This window comes from Micromonospora sp. NPDC003816, assembly GCF_042874705.1.
Classification (GTDB): domain Bacteria; phylum Actinomycetota; class Actinomycetes; order Mycobacteriales; family Micromonosporaceae; genus Micromonospora.
In genome coordinates this window covers 266,760-284,526 of record NZ_JBIANP010000003.1, presented here as the reverse complement: position 1 = coordinate 284,526, position 17,767 = coordinate 266,760, and the positions used below count along the sequence as shown (strand labels likewise).

The window sequence follows — 17,767 nt, the reverse complement described above, 5'->3', positions numbered from 1 at the left end:
CCGAGCCGATCCGCCCCCGCCCGAAACAGACACCATCGAGCCGGCCCAGTCGGACACAGGCCGCGCAGACACAGGCCGCGCAGACACAGGCCGCGCAGACACAGGCCGCGTCGAAGCGGGAGGAACAAATCTGATCAACGACCGGAGGGACATGCCGCGATCCTGACCGGATGGACCGCTACCCGCCGCCCCACACCCGTCGCCTGTGGACAGCGCAGCCTCTTGTGGACAGGCCGCGCCGGAGAAGCTGATCTGCTATGGCCCGGCCTGCGGCGGGGCCCCAGGCGCCGACAGACGACCTAGGCTCGACCTGGTGACGCGTGATTGGTACGCCTGGCACGACCAGTACGCCGACCCGGCCTCACCGCTGTCCCGGCGGGTGGCGGAGGTGCGTACCCGCGTCGGCGCGGCGCTGGACGAGGCACGGCCCGGACGCCTTCGGGCGGTCAGTCTCTGCGCCGGTCAGGGACGCGACGTGATCCCGGTGCTGGCGGCGCACCCGCGCGGCGCCGACGTGACGGCCCGGTTGGTGGAACTCGATCCGCGCAACGTCGAGGTGGCGCGGGCGGCGGTGGCGCGGGCCGGGCTGTCCGGGGTCGAGGTGGTGCGGGGTGACGCGGCACGCACCGACGCGTACGCGGGGATGGTCCCGGCCGACCTGGTGCTGGCCTGCGGCGTATTCGGCAACATCACCGAGTCGGACGTCCGGTCCAACTCCCCGACCGCTGCCGAGCGGGGTGACGATGTTCGAGTTCACCGGGCGGCCGACCGGGGACGTCGACCGCTGACCGGACACGGTGGACGGATCGCGGCGGTGGGGGCCACCGGCGATGCCCGTCCGGGCGGCGACGGACGGATCAGCCGCCGAAGCCGGAGTCGGCGGGGAGGGAGATGTCCGGCTTCTCCAGTTCCTCGACGTTGACGTCCTTGAACGTCATGACGCGGACGTTCTTCACGAACCGGGCCGGACGATACATGTCCCACACCCACGCGTCGTGCATCTCGACCTCGAAGTAGACCTCGCCGTCGGAGTTACGCACGTGCAGGTCGACCTGGTTCGCCAGGTAGAACCGGCGCTCGGTCTCCACCACGTAGGAGAACTGACGGACGATGTCGCGGTACTCCCGGTAGAGCTGGAGCTCCATCTCGGTCTCGTACTTCTCGAGATCTTCCGCGCTCATCGCACTCCGCCTTCCATGACCACATCTTCCCCCACCGACGCCGGAGGCCGAGGCTGCTCGCCCAACGCCACGCCGACGGTACCCCCTACGGCGGCTGAGCGCTCCATCGGCTCGTCCGGGCTTGCACCCATCGGTCGCCGGGAGCGCGGCGGCCGACCGTCCCGCCCCGAGACGGCGGCCACGTTGACATACGAGAACCGGTGCTGGAGGCACGGCCCACGGTCGCGCAACGCCGCGCTGTGCTCCGCGGTGACGTACCCCTTGTGCTCGGCGAATCCGTAGCCGGGATGCACCGCGTCCAGCTCCACCATGATCCGGTCCCGGGTGACCTTGGCGAGCACGCTCGCCGCCGCCACGCAGGCGGCCACCCGGTCGCCCTTCCACACGGCCAGCCCGGGCACGCCCAGCCCGTCCACGCCGAACCCGTCGGTCAGCACGTACTCCGGGCGTACCGTCAGCGAGGCCAGCGCCCGACGCATGGCGGCCAGGTTGCACACGTGGAGCCCCCGGGCGTCGACCTCCTCGGCCGGGACGACCACCACCGCGTACGCCAGGGCACGCGCGACGACCTCGTCGTACACCCGCTCCCGACTGGCCGCGGTAAGCAGCTTGGAGTCGGCCAGTCCGTCGATCTCGCCGCGTCGCCCCTCGGGCAGGATCGCGGCGGCGGCCACCAGCGGCCCGGCGCAGGCTCCCCGACCGGCCTCGTCGGCACCGGCGACGTGCCGGAAGCCCCGTCGTTGCAGGGCACGTTCCAGCGCGTAGAGACCGGCGTCGCGGCGCACCACGGTGCGGGGCGGGGTCAGCATGGCGCACCCGAGGTCCGGGGCGAGCCGGGGGCGAGCACCCGGGCCAGCAGCTGCGGCAGGTCCTGCGGGTAGTACCGCTCGTCGGTGTCGGCCAGCTCCGCCGCCGACCACCACCGGTGGCCGTCCACGCTGCCCCGCTCGATCTCGTTGAAGCCCGCGGAGTCGACCTCGTGCGCCGCCACCCGCACGAGGAAGAACTGCTGCTCCTGCCGATACCACACCCCGTCGAAGGGGAACTCGATCAGATCAGCGTGCACCGGCTCGCCGATCTCGGCCACGGACAGCCGCAATCCGGTCTCCTCGGCCAGCTCACGGGCGGCACCCTCGGCGTACGTCTCCCCGGGGTCGAGCCCACCGCCGGCGGTGAACCACCAGCGTCCGTGCTCCGGTCGGGCCGGATCGACGCCACGGAAGAGCAGCAACCTGCCCTCCGCGTCGACCAGGAGCACGCGGGCAGCGCGCCTCGGGGTATAGACCGTCACGGCAATAGCCTGCCAGACCCCGCCGACAACTCCCACGCCACCCGTTGCCGGGCACCCGGGGTCAGGGTTGCGGGATCGACTCGAACTGCTCGGGCACGGTCAGCAGGGTGGCCCGATCGACCGGCCAGAAGATCGTGAAGGCCCGACCCACCACGTCCTGCTCGGGGATGGTGGCCGTGTCGATGTTCTGCCCGGACTGCTGGTAGTGCTCCAGCGAGTCGCCGGAGGCGGACCGGTGGTCGCCCATCACCCAGAGCCGGCCCGGCGGCACCTGCACGTCGAACTCCTGGTCCGCCGGCTTGTCGCGCCGTCCGTCGAAGGAGAAGATGTACGGCTCGTCCAGCGGCGTGCCGTTGATCGTCAGCCGGTCCTGGTCGTCGCAGCAGACGATCCGGTCGCCGCCGACGCCGATCACGCGCTTGATGAAGTCCTCCCCCGCCGGGTTGCCACTCCACTCGACCGGCGCCTTGAAGACGATGACCTCGCCCCGGTGCGGTGACCGGAAGTTGTACACCAGCTTGTTGACCAGCACCCGATCGTCGATCTTGAGAGTGTTCTCCATCGACGGCGAGGGGATGAAGAAGGTCTGCAGTACGAAGGCACGCACCAGTACCGCGACCACGATCGCCACCCCCAGAAGGATGGGCAGTTCCTTCCAGAACGAATGGCGCGACTTGTCGGTCTGCTCGTCAATCACGGAAGGAGCCTACGTTGCCGGGTCGAGGACCACCGTCCGGAACGCGCGAGAACGGTCAGCGTGGCCGCGATGGGGAGGATCAGGACGACGTCTCCCACCGGTGCGGGTCGGACCGGCGGCGCGGCGCCGTCGGCACCGGCGGCCGGAGCGACACCGGCGAACGTCTCCGGGATCGGCAGCGAGTGCCAGCGGTTCGACGGCCAGACCACCGCGAACGCCCGCCCCACCACGTTGTCGATCGGCACCGGGCCCTGGCAGCGCGCGTCCTGCGAGACCAGGCGGTGGTCACCCAGCACGAATATCTGCCCCGGTGGTACGACGATCTCCTCGAACCGCCGGGAGCGGCACTCCTCCGGGTTCGGCGGCAGGTCCAGCGGCGAGTCCCGCAGCACGTACGCCGACTCGTCCAGCGGGGTGCCGTTGACGAGTACCCGACCCTGGTCGTCGCAGCAGCTCACCCGGTCGCCGGGTAGCCCGATGACGCGCTTGATGAAGTCCTTCTCGCCGGGTCGGCCGTCGCCGACCAGGTCACCGATGGTGCGGCCGAGCTTGTCGGCGAAGCTGGTGGGCGGCTGCGGGTCGACCTGCGGCACCCACTGCTCGGTGCCACGGAAGACGACCACCTCGCCGCGTTCCGGGTCGCGCATGGTGTAGACGACCTTGTTGACCAGCACCCGGTCGTTGACCAGCAGCGTGTCCTCCATCGACCCGGAGGGGATGAAGAACGCCTGGAGCAGGAAAGTGCGGATCAGCACCGCGAGGCAGAACGCGACGACGAGCAGCAGCGGCAGCTCCTGCCAGAGTGGCATCTGCGGTTTGCTGCGCCGGGTGCGTCGTCGCCACGGATCGACCGCGCCGCTGTCGTCAAGCGCCTGTACCACGCCCACTCCCCGGTCCGCAGAAACGACTACCGCCCGGAAGTCTCATCGAGACCTCCCGGGCGGCAGTGGGGTTCATCCGCCTGTCCGGCGGATCACCGGCCCGCTGCGCCCGTACCGACCAGGGTAGTGCGGTCTGGCCGGTACGGCATACGCGCAGTTCGGGCGGCGTGGCGTAGCGCGATGTCAGCTGGGCTGCTTCTCGCGCAGCTCCTTGATCTTGGCCTTCTTGCCCCGCAGCTCGCGCAGGTAGTAGAGCTTGGCGCGGCGGACGTCACCACGGGTCACGACCTCGATCCGGTCGATCGCCGGGCTGTTGACCGGGTAGGTCCGCTCGACACCCACACCGAAGCTGAGCTTGCGGACGGTGAACGTCTCGCGCAGCCCGTCGCCCTGGCGGCGGATGACGACGCCCTGGAAGATCTGGACCCGGGACCGGTTGCCCTCGACGACTCGGGCGTGCACCTTGACGGTGTCACCGCCACGGAAGTCGGGCAGGTCGGTGCGCTTCGACTGGGCGTCAAGGGCGTCCAGGATGTTCATCGTGTAGTCCTCGTGAGGCTCACGGCGCACCGTCACTCGGCGCGCGGATGGGTGATACTGATCTCCGGTGGTGGCCGGCCGGAACCGACCCCGGTCGGGGATCCTCGCAGCCGTTCACGGCGTGGGCGACTGCGGCAACCCCCCTACTTTGCCACATCCGCCCCGGGCACCTGAAATCCGGCCCGGTCCAGCGCCGCGACGTCCCGCTTGTCGAGGCTGCTCGGGTCGATCGCGGCGAGCATGTCCGGACGACGCCGACCGGTCCGTGTCAGCGCCTCGTCCCGACGCCACCGGGCGATCCGGCCGTGGTCGCCGGAGCGGAGGACCGCTGGCACCTCCAGATCGCGCCAGGTCGCCGGCTTGGTGTACATCGGCGCCTCCAGCAACCCGTGCGCGTGCGACTCGTCGTCGAGCGAGCCGGCGTTGCCGAGGACGCCGGGCAGCAGGCGGGTCACCGCCTCCAGGATCACCAGCACCGCGACCTCGCCGCCGAAGAGCACGTAGTCGCCGAGGCTGACCTCGGTCACCGGCATCCGGGTCGCGGCGTGGTCGAGCACCCGCTGGTCGATGCCCTCGTACCGGCCGCAGGCGAACAGCAGGCGCGGCTCGGCGGCCAGTTCGTGCGCCAGCGCCTGGGTGAACGGCACACCGGCCGGGGAGGGCACCAGGAGGCGGGGCGGGGCTGCCTCCGGTGGGGCCAGCGCGTCCAGGGCCGCGCCCCACGGCTCGGGCCGCATCACCATGCCGGGACCGCCGCCGTACGGGGTGTCGTCGACGGTGCGGTGCACGTCGTGCGTCCAGGTCCGCAGGTCGTGTACGGCCAGCCGGAGCGTGCCGTGGGACCGGGCCCGGCCGACCAGGGACAGGTCCAGCGGGGCGAAGTACTCCGGGAAGATCGACACGATGTCGACGCGCATCAGGGGTACTCCCGGATCTACAGGTCGAGCAGGCCGCCGGGCGGGTCGACCACCACACGACCTCCGGCGAGATCGACCTCGGGGACGATCTCCTTGACGAACGGGATCAGCGCGGTGCCCCCCTCGGGGCGGCGCAGCACCAGCAGGTCGGAGGCGGGAGCGTGGTCGATCCGGGCCACCTCGCCGAGGTGCTCGCCGTCGGTGGTGACCACGGCCAGACCCACCAGTTGGTGGTCGAGGAACTCCTCCGGGTCCTCCGGCGGGGCGACGCCGGCGCTGTCCACCGCGATCAGGGTGCCGCGCAACACCTCCGCGACGTCGCGGTCCAGCACCCCTTCGAAGGCGACGAGCATCCGCCCCTGGTGCCAACGGGCCGACTCCACGGTCAGCTCGTCGGGCACCTCGAAGGGCACCCCGGGATCGGCAGGCGCAGCGCCTCGCCCGTTCGCGGCCTTCGCCCCCGCCATGGTGGTCAACACCATGCCGGGGGCGAACCGCGTCTCGGGCTCGTCCGTCCGCACCTCCACGGTGACCTCACCGCGGATGCCGTGCGGCTTGCCGATCCTGCCGACGATGAGCAGCATCAGTACGAGTCGACGATGTCGACGCGCACGCCGCGCCCACCGATGGAGCCGATCACCTGGCGCAGCGCCTTGGCGGTCCGGCCGGACCGCCCGATCACGGTGCCCAGGTCCTCGGGGTGCACGCGGACTTCGAGCCGCTTGCCCCGACGGGAGTCGACCATCCGGACGCGCACGTCATCGGGGTGGTCGACGATGCCCTTGACCAGGTGCTCCAACGCCGGCCGCAGCGCCATGTCAGGCCTGCTCGCCGGACTCGGCGGCGGCGGGCTCCTCGGCCTTCGGCGCGTCGGCCTTCGGGGCCTCGGCCTCGGCGGCCTTGGCGGCCTTCTTCGCCGGCTTGGCCGGCGTCTCGGCCAGGCCGGCGGCGGCCTTCGCCTCGGCCTCGTACGCCGCCTTACGGTCGGCCCGCTCGGCGGCGACCTTCAGCGGCGGCGGGGCCGGCAGGCCCTTGTACTTCTGCCAGTCACCGGTCAGCTCCAGCAGCCGCTGTACCGCCTCGCTCGGCTGGGCGCCGACGGACAGCCAGTACTGGACCCGCTCCGACTTGACCTCGATCACCGAAGGGTCTTCCTTCGGCTGGTAGATCCCGACGAACTCGATCGCCCGGCCGTCGCGCTTGGTGCGCGAGTCGGCGACGACGATGCGGTACTGCGGGTTGCGGATCTTGCCCATCCGCAGGAGCCGGATCTTTACGGCCACGGTTGTTTCGCTCCTGTTGCGATATCACCGGCCCGGTATGGGCGGTGTGCATGGGTGAACGCCGACCGGCACAGTGGGGTTGGGCCGGAGACCGCTCGGGTGGACTGGCGACGCGCCCGGGTTAGAGGGCGCCGGACACGCGCCGGATACCAGCCAGCCATTCTGCCAGATCGGTCCAGGATCCCTCACACCGGACCTGCCTCCGTCACCGACCATCATCCGAACGTGACCGGGAACACATCCGGCCGGCGGGGTCAGCGGACCGGCGGACGGTCCCATCCGGGCGGCAACTCCGGCGGGACGGTCCACTCCCGCGGCGGGACGAAGTCGCACCAGACGCCGTCGAACGGGAACTCGCCCGCCTCGGCGGTCCGGATGGCCCGCTTGCCCTCGGCCCGGACCGCCGCCTCGTCCGACACCCAGTAGTGATCCGGGAAGGCGAGCCGCTCGGTGAACTCGTCCTCGTCCTTCCACTGCCAGCTCCGGTCGGGACGCACCACCACGTCGAGGTCCTGGTCCACGATGTCGACGCCGGCCAGGTCGCCGTCGTCCCAGCGGACCCCGGGCTCCTCCAGGTTGACGTACCAGTGGGCGAAGCACCCCTGCGCGTCCTGGAACCACCACACCGAGTGGGCGGCACCCGTCGGCAGGAACTTCAGCAGCGGCGGTCCCATCCACCGGCCGGTCGCCAGCCGGTACGTCGAGACGACCCACTCGGCGAACGGGACGCCCCGCATGCCCACGCCGGCCTCGGTCACCTCGCCGGCCACCGCCGTGTCCCGGGCCAGCCAGAGGAGCAGGCCCCGCTCATCGTCGCTGACCACGCGCATCGGGCGCACCCAACCGATCCGGCCTCGCCGGACGTTGCGGTGCACGATCAGGCGGCCCGGTGCGAACCTCACCGTGGTGTCCGGCGCCTCAGTACGCGCGGGCCAGGATGGCGAGCAGGTCGGGCTCGTCCTCGGTGTCCGGCACCGACCCGTCGGCACGGACCAGACAGCGGACCGTCACGCCCTGCCCGTTGGCCTTCGCCTCGCCCTCCACACCGACCGCCGACCACGGCACCCGGGCCCAACCGGTGCCCGCCGCCTCCAGCGCCTCGTCCAGCGTCGCCACGTCGACCGTGCGCGACTGGCGGAAGGCCAGCGCCTGGTCGTGCAGGGCCTGCTGGTCGGCATCCAGAGCGGCGAGCACGGCACCGACCACGTCGGCCACCGCCGTGGGTGCCTTCGACCCGTCGGTGCGCCGCACCACGACCGCGTTCCCGGCGGCCAGGTCGCGGGGACCGACCTCGACGCGTACCGGATAGCCACGCAGCTCGGCGTCGACGGCCCGGCGGCCGAACGGCGTGTCGGTCCGGTCGTCGAGCGTCACCCGGACACCGGCGTCACGCAGGGCGTCGCGGAGCTTGGCCGCCGCCGCACCCACGCCGTCGCCGTCCTTGACCACCATCACGTACGCCTGGACCGGCGCCAGCCTCGGCGGCACCCGCAGCCCGTTGTCGTCGCCGTGGCACATGATCAGACCGCCGAGCATCCGGGTGGAGGTGCCCCAGGAGGTGGTCCAGGCGTGTTCCCGGCCGCCCTCGGCGGAGGAGTAGCTGATGTCGAACGCCTTGGCGAAGTTCTGCCCGAGCTCGTGGCTGGTGCCGAGCTGGAGCGCCTTGCCGTCGCCCATCATGCCTTCGCAGGTGTACGTGGCGGTCGCCCCGGCGAATCGCTCACGGGCCGTCTTGAGCCCGACCACCACCGGGATGCCGAGCACGTTCACCATCAGGTCCTCGTACGCCTCGTGCAGGATCTTGCGGGCGTACGCGCGGGCGTCGGCGCGGGTGGCGTGCGCGGTGTGCCCCTCCTGCCAGAGGAACTCGCTGGTCCGCAGGAAGACCCGGGGCCGCAACTCCCACCGGACCACGTTGGCCCACTGGTTGAGCAGCAGCGGCAGGTCCCGGTACGAGTCGATCCACTTGGCCATGAACTCGCCGATGACCGTCTCGCTGGTGGGCCGGACCACGACCGGCTCGGCCAACTGCTTGCCACCACCGTGGGTGACCACCGCCAGCTCCGGCGAGAAGCCCTCGACGTGCTCGGCCTCACGCTTGAGGTAGCTCTCCGGGATGAACAGCGGGAAGTACGCGTTCTCCGCCCCGGCCGCCTTGATCCGGTCGTCCATCTCGGCCTGCATCCGCTCCCAGATGGCATAGCCGGCCGGTCGGATCACCATGGTCCCCCGCACCGGCCCGTTGTCGGCCAGCTTCGCCTTTGCGATGAGGTCCTGGTACCAGCGGGGAAAGTCCTCCGCCCGGGGAGTCAGCACACGCGCCATGACCGCACATCCTATGCGCCCCTCCCGTCCCCTCCCCGGCTCCCACCCCACCACCCCGAGTTGATCAAGAAGTTCGGGTCGCCGTCGGGGCGGAACCTGGCCCGAACTTCTTGATCAACCGCGACCCCCACCGGGTGGTCGGAGGGTCAGCGGAGGACGGTGCCGCGGAGGACGAGGCGGGTGGGGGTGCGCAGGGCGTTCAGGTCTCGGCGGGGGTCCTCGGCATAGACGGAGAGGTCGGCGAGGCCGCCCTCGACAAGGCCGGGGAAGCCCAACCAGGCACGGGCGCCCCAGGAGGCGGCGGCGAGCACGTCCGTCCGGGACATGCCGGCCTGCTCGTGCAGCAGCAGCATCTCCTCGACGGCGAGGCCGTGGTCGATGCCACCGCCCGCGTCGGTGCCCACGTAGATCGGCACCCCCGCCTCGTACGCGGCGCGCACCACCTGCGGAAAGCGGTCGCGCAGGGCGATCATGTGGTCGGCGTACCCGGGGAACTTGGGTCGGGCCTGGTCGGCGATGCCGCCGAAGGTGCGGATGTTGATCATGGTGGGGATCAGCGCGGTGCCCTGCCGGGCCATCAGGTCGATCAGGTCGAGGCTCAGCCCGGTGCCGTGCTCCACCGAGTCCACCCCGGCCCGCACCATGATCTCCACGGCCGACTCGCTGAAGGTGTGCACGGCGGCGCGTACCCCGGCGGCGTGCGCGGCGGCCACCGCGGCGGCCATCGTCTCCGCGTCCCAGGCCGGTGCCAGGTCGCCGACGCCCCGGTCGATCCAGTCGCCGACCAGCTTGACCCAGCCGTTCCCGGCGGCGGCCTGCGTCGCCACGGCGGCGGTCACCTCGGCCGCGTCGACCTCCATCCCGATGTCCCGCAGGTACCGCCTGGGCGGCGCGACGTGCCGGCCGGCGCGGGCCAGTCTCGGCAGGTCGGGCTCGTCCTCCAGCTCCGGGTACGGGAAGGGCGAACCGGCGTCCCGGATCGCGAGGACACCGGCGTCCCGGTCGGTACGGGCCAACGCGCGGGCGTGGTCGAGCGAGGCGATCGGCGTACCGCCCCGGGCGATGCCGATGTGGCAGTGCGCGTCGACCAGCCCCGGCAGCACGAAGCCGCCGTCGACCACCGTCTCGGCGCCGGGCACCGGGTCGAAGGTGACCCGGTCGCCGACCAGCCACAGGTCGCGCACCTCGTCGTCGGGCAGGAGCACACCACGCACGTGCAGAGCCATGTGACAGTCCTACCCGATCATCGGGTCCCCGCGGCCGTCAGGGCAGGTGGAGAGCCTGTGCGACGGTCCCGCCGCCCCGCCGGGGGACGACGGACATTGCCCGACGACCCGTGTACGGGACACATCGGATCACATTACGGGAAATTGTTTCTCCCGACCGGGGATCGGCACGGGCGAGGCTTTCTTGTGGTCACGTCGATAGGTAATCTTTGCCTCGCCGCATGACGGCCGTTCCTCGACCATAGGAGCCGCGAAAATGATCGAGGCCATCGTTTCCGCCGCACTACTCAAGATCGCCGAAGGGTCCGGAGGAGCGATCGTCGACGCCATTCGTCAGCGATTCCTCCGCCGGAACGAGCCGGAAGAGGTCGTCGGGGCCCTGGACCGGACGGCACACCGGGTTCCCTCCGACGAGGACACCGCGCGACTGGTCGAGGTGCTCTCGGCGTACGCGGCCGAGGATCCACGGCTGCTGGAGGCGCTCCGGCAGGTGTCGGTGTCGACCGGCGCGGTCAACTCGGTCACCTCCAGCACAGTGGGCAAGCTCGTCCAGGCGCAGAACGTCGGCGACGTCACCATGTGATCAGCGGGCCGAGCCGGAAGCCTCCCGATCGCCGCCAGGAATCCGTCTGCCGGAAAGGGCGAAGGTATGGTCCCCGCCGACGAGAACACGCCACGCAACGTCGCCAAGGAACTCACCGCCAACCAGGTGCTGCAGGTGGGTACGTCGGGGGCGATCTACGTCCAGCAAACACGGTCCACGATGTGGTCGGCGGAAATTCCACGCATGCTTCCCGGTGGAATCGGAAGAATCGTCGGCCGCCATCATCTCCTCCAGGCAATGGACGAGGCCATGAGCGAACCCGGATCACGGTCCTGCATGCTCTGGGGACTGGCCGGCTCGGGAAAGACCACCCTGGCCCTGGCCTGGGCGAGTTCGCGCATCGACAACTACCCCGACGGTCAGTTCTTCGTCGACATGCGGGCGTACTCCGGCACGCCACCGGTCGAGTCCCGGGACGCGGTGCGCACGTTCCTGGCCACGCTCGGGATCACCCGGGGCGACCTGCCGGACAACGAGGACGAGTGGGGCAACGTGTTCCGGTCCGCCACGGCCGGTCGGCGGTGCCTCGTCATCGTCGACAACGTGGGCTCCTACGACCAGGTGCGTGACCTCGTGCCCGGGTACGGGTCGGGGCTGGTGGTCACCAGCCGCCGCGCCGTGCCGGAGATGAGCGTCCGGCACGAGGCCAAGGTGCTCAAGCTCCCGCTGCTGACCACGGACGAGGGCGTCGAACTCCTCGCCGAACGGGTCGGGTTCGTCCGGGTCGAACGGGGCGACAGCAGCGCCCGACGCATCGTCGAACTCCTGGAGGGACACCCGTTGGCGCTCGCCATCGTCTCGGCCAAGCTCGCCATCCACAGCAGCTGGACGGTACGCGACGCGATGCTGGGCATCGAGTCGGACCGCAACCCGCTGCGCTTCCTCGACGGGGCCGGGCTGGGCATCGAGGTGGGAAAGGTGATCTCCTGGTCGGTCGAGGACCTGGACGCACCGGCCAGGCGCGTGCTCTACGTCGCCTCGATGCTGCCGAGCACCGACTGCTCGCTCTCGATGCTCTCGCTGATCCTGGACCTGCCCCGGCGCGACTGCGACCGTCTGCTCCAGTCCCTCTGCCTGGCCTCCCTGGTCGACGAGATCGGGGTGGGGCGGTACCGCATGCACGACATCATCAAGGCGTACCTGACCGAGACGCGCGCCCGGGTGATGAGCGACGAGGAGCAGCAGGCGTACGCCCGCCGGATCCGCGTCGTCCACCTGGCGCTCAGCCACGCCGCCGACCGGGCCATCGACCCCAACCGGCATCCGTCGCCGCTGGACCGGGAGACGGCCGACCTCGCCGACGCCGCCCGCTTCGACGTGACCGAGGCCCTCGCCTGGTTCGAGGCGCTGACACCGTCGTTGACCTTCCTCGTCGAGGAGGCGACGGCCGAGGGGGACTTCGCGTTCGTCACCCGGTTCGCCCGGGCGGTGAACACGTTCCTGTACTGGCGGCAGGACGTGACCCGGACGCTCGCCCTCCAGGAGGCGGCGGTCGCCGCGTCGGTCGCCGGGGACCCGGCGATGGAGGCGTTGTCCCGCCGGGCGCTCGGCCGGGCCCTCGCCGACGTCGGACGGTTGGAGGCCGCGAAGGCGGAGCTGCGCGCCTCGATGGCACTGGACGCCGCGCAGCGTGACGACAGCGGGGTGGCCTCCGCCCAGCACGCCATGGCCGAGCTCACGCTGCGCTCCGGCGAGTACGCCGAGGCGCTGCGGTGGGGCCTGCGGGCGGCCCGCGAGTCGCGCCGGACGGCCAAGCCGGTACGCGAGGCGCGTGGCCTGTACGACGCCGCCCGCGCCCTCACCGAGCTGGGTCACCACTCCTGGGCGCGCGACCTCGGGGTACGCAGCCTGTCGATCTGCGAGGACGCCCAGAACGCCTACGGTCGGGCCCTGGCCCTGCGCCTGCTCGGGGACGTGGGTCTGCGCACCGGTGACCTGGCACAGGCGTGCACCTGGCTGGAACGGGCGTGGCGGGTGGAGGACTCACTCGGCAACGTCCGGTCGGTGCGGACGATCCTGGCGCAGTTGGAGAGCGCCTACGCCGACCTGGGTGACGAGAGCGCCGGCGACGAGGTCCGACGGGCCCTGGCACGCCTGGAACGCCATCCCGACCTGACCCGGTCGACGCTCACGGTCGGGACGGTCGCGCCGTGAACCCCCGGCACGCGCCCCTCGTCTCCGTCGACGAGCTGGCGCGTCCGCAGGCGTACCGCCAACTGCGCCGACCGGAGGCCGCCGAGGCCTTCCGGCGTGACGTCGAGGCGCTCGTCGGGCAGGCGTGTCGGGGCGAGGAGGACGGCGCACGCCTCGCCTCGGCGTTCGTCGCCCTCGGGCGCGACCTCGCCGGTGAGGGCGCGCTCAGCTTCGCCGGGCTGCTCTCCACGCCCCGCTTCGCGGCGGCCCGCGCGGCGTACGACGCGGAGATGGGCACCAGGGGCAGCCGGGGCACCCTGCACAACTACCTGAACGCGAGCCACTCCCGCCGACTGCTCGACGATCCGCACTTCCGGGAGACGTTCGCCCACCCGCTCCTGGTCGCGCTCGTCGCCCATGCCCTCGGTGGGCCGGTGGGGATCGTGGACCTGCGGGCCAAGGACACCCTGCCGCTCGACGTGGTCGCCCGGGACAACACCCTGCACATCGACAACAACCCGTTCATGGACGAGTTCAAGGTGATCGTGACCTGGACGCTGGGCACCGAGCGTGGCCCCGCCGGGCAGGGACTCACCTACCTGCCCCGGACGAACCGGCTGTTCCGGCAGTGCGCCGTCGACGCGGACGGCGACGTGTCGAGCGACGAGGACAGTTGCATCTTCCCGTCCCGGGCCCGGGTCGACGAGGCGCTGGCCGCCCAGGCCCGCTTCTTCGACGACCGGCAGCCACGCGTCGTGCACCTGGAGAACCTGGCCGCCCCCTGTCACACGATCTTCGCGGCGAGTCGCGTGGTCCATCACCGCTACCGGACCTCCACCGGTGCGCCGCGCAGCGCGATCATGGCGTCCTTCCACCGGGTCGACGACGGAACCGGCCGGCTCGGCGTACCGGACCTGGCCGGCTCGGACCTCGATCGGTTCCTGCTGGGGGGAGCCGCCGGGCCGAGCTTCCTGGACGCCCTCGGGGGCGAGGTCGCCCGCATCGTCGACGCGCTGCGACTGTCACTCGCCCGCCCCGGCCTCGTGGTCGACACCGACCGCCGGCTCCTGACGGGTGCGGCGCTGCATACCTGGTACGACCGCCAGAGCGCGGGCGTCACGCTGAACCGGCTGCGCGAGGCCGACCTGGCCGGCGAGGACGACGGGCCCGCCGGCGAGCGCCTGGTCCGGCGGATGCGGTACGACCTCCAGGGCCCGCTCAACATGCCGTTGTACGCGGACATGCGCGAGGAGGTCCGCAAACGCGCCCGGATCGTCATCCGGGAGATGGCACCGGAGCAGATCCTCGACTGCCTGACGCGGTTGCGGACCGACTGGCTCCGGCAGGGCGCACCCGCACCCCTGCCGGGATCGACCGACGACACGGTGGCGGAGCTGTGCCGCTGTCTCGGCGTCCTCGAAGCGGCCATGCCGCGTGCCGCGCGGTCCGGCCGGGTGCACCCGGCCTGGGGACCGACCGACGGGCGCCGGGTGGCCGACTCGCTGCACCGCTTCGTCCTGGACCTCGAACGCACCGCGCGTCGGGTCGACGATCCGGACTCGCTGGTCACCGCCGGTGCCTTCGGCGCGCTCGCCGCCGCACTCGCCGGTGACCTGCTCGTGCTCGACGACGACGCGCGTCAGGCCACGGCACGGCTGTTCACGCTGTACGCGGGTCTGGTGGCGCCGGAGTTCGCGGATTCCGCCGGACCGCCGGACCAACACGTCGACGCGGCCGGACCAGCGGATCGGGACGCCGACGCGGCCGGACGGGCGGATCGGCACGTCGATGCGGGCTGACCGGCGGCGGCTCGACGGCTACCTGCGGCACGTCAACGAGGAGATGCAGACCGCCAAACTGGCCTCCGAGGTGTGGCTTCGCAGCGCACCGGGTCACCTGGTCGCCGAGAACGACCGCTTCGTCCGGTCGCTCGTCCGCGGCGCACTGGCCCGAGGCGACCCGGGTCCGGATCCTCTCGATCCGTTCCTCGACGACCCGGCGGCGCTGCGGGAGCACTACTGGCAGCGGGTCACCCGGGCCAAGCCGACGGCGGTGCACTTCGGGGCGGCGGACCATGACGAGCTGGACGCCTACTTCACCGTGTCCGCCGAGCGCAGCACCTCGGCCGCGACAGCGCGGGCCCGCGACACGATCGCGGCCGATTCCCCCGCCGGCCACCTGTTCCGGAGCATCGACCGGCTGACCGGCTCGGGAACGTCGCCGGCCGAGTCGTGCCGGCAGGTGCTGGACCTGCTCTCGACACACTGGCGGGATCTCGTCGCGCAGTGCCCGGCCGGCCCCGGGGGCGTACGCCCCGAGGTCGGCACCGTCCTGGCGGCGTTCCACGAGGCCCTCGTCTCCGGCCGCCTCGGGCGCCGTCCGCCGCAGTCCGTACCCGACGCTCCGCCACCTGTCGAGTCGGCCGACGCCCGCCTCACCGACGCCGAGGCCCGGGAACTGGCGCGTCTCTACATGCTCGGGCGGCTCTGCTTCTCGGACGGGGAACTGCGCCTGGCACAGCGGCTGGCCCGCCTCCCCCGCCTCCAGTACGCGCTGCTCGCCACGCATCTGCGTCTCGTCGCCGAGTCGTCGGCGACGGCAGCCCGACTCGCCGCGGACTGGGGTACGACGCGTGTCCTGCTGCCCTTCACCGAGGCGTACGTCAACCGGACCGGCTACCGGTCGCCGGTGATCGACCTGTCGCCCAACCCGAAGCTCGTCACCGTGCTGTGCCACAACGTCCTGCCCGCCGTGGCGGGTGAGCTCGTCGGGCGGCAGGCGGACGAGCACGCGCTGGACTCCGGGGTGCTGGCCGCCGGGGTCGAGGCGGCGATCCGGCGCGGCGTCTTCAGCATCACCGTCGGCCTGTTCCACCGGGCCGACCCGCCGGACACGGTGCGGCTCTCCGGCTTCAGCCGGCGCGTCTGCCCCGCTGCCACGCCGTTCGCGCGGCACTGCCAGCGGTGGCTGCCGTTCTACTTCGACCGGTGGCCGGGTGCCTCGCCCCGGCCGGGCCAACCACCGGACGCGACCAGGTCCGGATCCGGGTCCAGGTCCAGGTCCGGCGTCCCCGGCCGGTCCACGGCAGGTCGGGGATCCACCGAGGACCGTGCCGCAGAACCTACGGCTTGTCCCGCTTACCCAGCTTGTTGAAGTCGATCTTCGGCAGCTTGAAGCCCGGCGGCAGGCCCTGGCCGCCGGCCAGGTCGTCCGGGTTCATCCCCGGCGGGAGCTGCGGCATGCCGCCCGGGAAGCCACCCGGCATCCCGGCGCCGGTGCGCGGCCGGTTGCCGCCCTTGGTGCCCTTGCGCTTGTTCTTCGGGCTCTTGGTCGCCTTGCGTCGGCCGCCGCCGGGCAGGCCCATCATGCCGCCCATCTGCTTCATCATCTTCTGCGCGTCGGTGAAGCGGTTGAGCAGCTGGTTGACGTCCATCACGGTGACGCCGGAACCGTTGGCGATCCGGGCCCGCCGGGAGCCGTTGATGATCTTCGGGTTGGTGCGCTCGGCCGGGGTCATCGAGCGGATGATCGCGGTGATCCGGTCGAAGTGCTTGTCGTCCAGCTCGGCGAGCTGGTCCTTGACCTGCCCCATGCCCGGCATCATGGCCAGCACGTTGGCGATCGGCCCCATCCGGCGTACCGCGATGAGCTGGTCGAGGAAGTCCTCCAGGGTGAACTGCTCACCGCCCATCAGCTTGGCGGTCATCTTCTCCTTCTGATCGGTGTCGAAGGCCGCCTCGGCCTGCTCGATCAGAGTGAGGACGTCGCCCATGCCGAGGATCCGGCTGGCCATCCGGTCGGGGTGGAAGACGTCGAAGTCCTCCAGCTTCTCGCCGGTGGAGGCGAAGAGGATCGGCTGCCCGGTCACCTCGCGGACCGACAGCGCGGCACCGCCGCGCGCGTCGCCGTCGAGCTTGGACAGCACCACGCCGGTGATGCCGACGCCGTCGCGGAACGCCTCGGCGGTCCGCACCGCGTCCTGACCGACCATCGCGTCGATGACGAAGATGACCTCGTCCGGCTCGACCGCGTCCCGGATGTTCGCGGCCTGCTGCATCATCTCCGCGTCGATACCGAGCCGACCGGCGGTGTCGACGATCACCACGTCCCGCGCCGACCGCCGGGCGTGCTCGATGGATGCCTTCGCCACCTGCACCGGGTCACCGACGCCGTTGCCGGGCTCCGGGGCGTACACCTCGACACCGGCCCGGCCACCGAGCACCTGGAGCTGCCCGACGGCGTTGGGGCGCTGGAGGTCGGCGGCGACCAGCAGCGGCTGGTGCCCCTGGGTCCGCAGCCAGCGGGCCAGCTTGCCGGCGAGGGTGGTCTTACCGGAGCCCTGGAGGCCGGCGAGCATGATCACCGTCGGCGGCTGCTTGGCGAACTGGAGCCGACGCCCCTCACCACCGAGGACCGCGACCAGTTCCTCGTTGACGATCTTGATGATCTGCTGCGCCGGGTTGAGCGCCTGGGAGACCTCCGCCCCCCGGGCCCGCTCCTTGATGTTCGCGATGAAGCCCTTGACCACCGGCAGGGCGACGTCGGCCTCCAGCATCGCGAGACGGATCTCGCGTGCGGTGGCGTCGATGTCGGCGTCGGTGAGGCGTCCCTTGCCCCGGAGCTTGGTGAAGATCCCGGAGAGGCGGTCACTCAAGGTGTCAAACACACGAACATCCCGTTTGTCAGTGT

18 protein-coding genes and 1 pseudogene are annotated in these 17,767 nt (G+C 71.6%); 5 read left to right on the top strand and 14 right to left on the bottom strand.

Annotation, left to right across the window (positions count from 1 at the left end; genetic code table 11):
• Positions 1-313: 313 nt before the first annotated feature.
• On the top strand, positions 314-922 hold the full coding sequence (locus ACFYTT_RS12250; protein ID WP_387258925.1) for a hypothetical protein: 609 nt from the start codon (positions 314-316) through the stop codon (positions 920-922).
• Here ACFYTT_RS12250 and ACFYTT_RS12245 read toward each other — a convergent pair.
• From ACFYTT_RS12245 to ACFYTT_RS12185, 13 genes and pseudogenes are all read right to left on the bottom strand, one after another.
• Positions 858-1,181: a DUF2469 domain-containing protein gene (locus ACFYTT_RS12245; RefSeq protein ID WP_007075222.1), complete on the bottom strand. Its 324-nt coding sequence runs from the start codon at positions 1,179-1,181 to the stop codon at positions 858-860. The two genes, ACFYTT_RS12250 and ACFYTT_RS12245, sit on opposite strands and share 65 nt — an antisense overlap.
• Positions 1,178-1,990, bottom strand: coding sequence for a ribonuclease HII (locus ACFYTT_RS12240; protein WP_131052213.1), 813 nt, complete (start codon positions 1,988-1,990; stop codon positions 1,178-1,180). Before ACFYTT_RS12240 ends, ACFYTT_RS12245 begins: the two co-directional genes overlap by 4 nt.
• A complete protein-coding gene (locus tag ACFYTT_RS12235) occupies positions 1,984-2,472 on the bottom strand; it encodes an NUDIX hydrolase (RefSeq protein ID WP_176092969.1) in 489 nt (162 codons plus the stop codon). Before ACFYTT_RS12235 ends, ACFYTT_RS12240 begins: the two co-directional genes overlap by 7 nt.
• A 61-nt stretch (positions 2,473-2,533) precedes the next feature.
• Positions 2,534-3,169, bottom strand: a complete 636-nt coding sequence (gene lepB / locus ACFYTT_RS12230) for a signal peptidase I (RefSeq protein ID WP_131052215.1) — start codon at positions 3,167-3,169, stop codon at positions 2,534-2,536.
• Positions 3,170-3,178: 9 nt separating this feature from the next.
• Positions 3,179-4,050: pseudogene (lepB, locus tag ACFYTT_RS12225) on the bottom strand (signal peptidase I).
• Between the two features lie 183 nt (positions 4,051-4,233).
• The gene (gene rplS, locus ACFYTT_RS12220) at positions 4,234-4,590 is read right to left on the bottom strand and encodes a 50S ribosomal protein L19 (RefSeq protein WP_131052231.1); all 357 of its coding nucleotides are present in this window, start codon (positions 4,588-4,590) and stop codon (positions 4,234-4,236) included.
• A gap of 143 nt (positions 4,591-4,733) precedes the next feature.
• Complete coding sequence (gene trmD / locus ACFYTT_RS12215) at positions 4,734-5,507, bottom strand: tRNA (guanosine(37)-N1)-methyltransferase TrmD (protein ID WP_176092968.1); 774 nt, start codon at positions 5,505-5,507, stop codon at positions 4,734-4,736.
• Positions 5,508-5,524: 17 nt separating this feature from the next.
• Complete coding sequence (gene rimM / locus ACFYTT_RS12210; RefSeq protein WP_357213321.1) at positions 5,525-6,088, bottom strand: ribosome maturation factor RimM; 564 nt, start codon at positions 6,086-6,088, stop codon at positions 5,525-5,527.
• A 2-nt stretch (positions 6,089-6,090) separates the two neighbouring features.
• Positions 6,091-6,324, bottom strand: a complete 234-nt coding sequence (locus ACFYTT_RS12205) for an RNA-binding protein (RefSeq protein WP_013732101.1) — start codon at positions 6,322-6,324, stop codon at positions 6,091-6,093.
• Position 6,325: 1 nt separating this feature from the next.
• Positions 6,326-6,790, bottom strand: coding sequence for a 30S ribosomal protein S16 (gene rpsP / locus ACFYTT_RS12200; protein WP_131052219.1), 465 nt, complete (start codon positions 6,788-6,790; stop codon positions 6,326-6,328).
• Positions 6,791-7,044: 254 nt separating this feature from the next.
• A complete protein-coding gene (locus tag ACFYTT_RS12195) occupies positions 7,045-7,692 on the bottom strand; it encodes a DUF402 domain-containing protein (RefSeq protein ID WP_131052220.1) in 648 nt (215 codons plus the stop codon).
• Between the two features lie 16 nt (positions 7,693-7,708).
• Positions 7,709-9,115 carry a proline--tRNA ligase gene (proS, locus tag ACFYTT_RS12190; RefSeq protein WP_131052221.1) on the bottom strand — a complete coding sequence of 469 codons (1,407 nt, stop codon included), beginning with the start codon at positions 9,113-9,115 and terminating at the stop codon, positions 7,709-7,711.
• A gap of 146 nt (positions 9,116-9,261) precedes the next feature.
• Positions 9,262-10,341, bottom strand: coding sequence for an amidohydrolase family protein (locus tag ACFYTT_RS12185; protein ID WP_387258921.1), 1,080 nt, complete (start codon positions 10,339-10,341; stop codon positions 9,262-9,264).
• A gap of 256 nt (positions 10,342-10,597) precedes the next feature.
• Here ACFYTT_RS12185 and ACFYTT_RS12180 point away from each other — a divergent pair, with 256 nt between their 5' ends.
• The 4 genes from ACFYTT_RS12180 to ACFYTT_RS12165 all read left to right on the top strand — a co-directional run bounded on the left by ACFYTT_RS12180 (position 10,598) and on the right by ACFYTT_RS12165 (position 16,231).
• Positions 10,598-10,924, top strand: coding sequence for a hypothetical protein (locus ACFYTT_RS12180; protein WP_131052223.1), 327 nt, complete (start codon positions 10,598-10,600; stop codon positions 10,922-10,924).
• Between the two features lie 270 nt (positions 10,925-11,194).
• The gene (locus ACFYTT_RS12175; RefSeq protein WP_357213093.1) at positions 11,195-13,099 is read left to right on the top strand and encodes an NB-ARC domain-containing protein; all 1,905 of its coding nucleotides are present in this window, start codon (positions 11,195-11,197) and stop codon (positions 13,097-13,099) included.
• Positions 13,096-14,877 (top strand): hypothetical protein, encoded by a 1,782-nt coding sequence (locus tag ACFYTT_RS12170; RefSeq protein ID WP_387258919.1) that lies wholly within the window; start codon positions 13,096-13,098, stop codon positions 14,875-14,877. Before ACFYTT_RS12175 ends, ACFYTT_RS12170 begins: the two co-directional genes overlap by 4 nt.
• Positions 14,867-16,231, top strand: coding sequence for a hypothetical protein (locus ACFYTT_RS12165; RefSeq protein WP_387258917.1), 1,365 nt, complete (start codon positions 14,867-14,869; stop codon positions 16,229-16,231). The genes ACFYTT_RS12170 and ACFYTT_RS12165 overlap by 11 nt, the downstream gene beginning before the upstream one ends.
• On the opposite strand, the gene ffh is transcribed toward ACFYTT_RS12165, so the two are convergent.
• A complete protein-coding gene (gene ffh / locus ACFYTT_RS12160) occupies positions 16,200-17,744 on the bottom strand; it encodes a signal recognition particle protein (RefSeq protein WP_131052227.1) in 1,545 nt (514 codons plus the stop codon). The two genes, ACFYTT_RS12165 and ffh, sit on opposite strands and share 32 nt — an antisense overlap.
• Between the last annotated feature and the right edge of the window lie 23 nt (positions 17,745-17,767).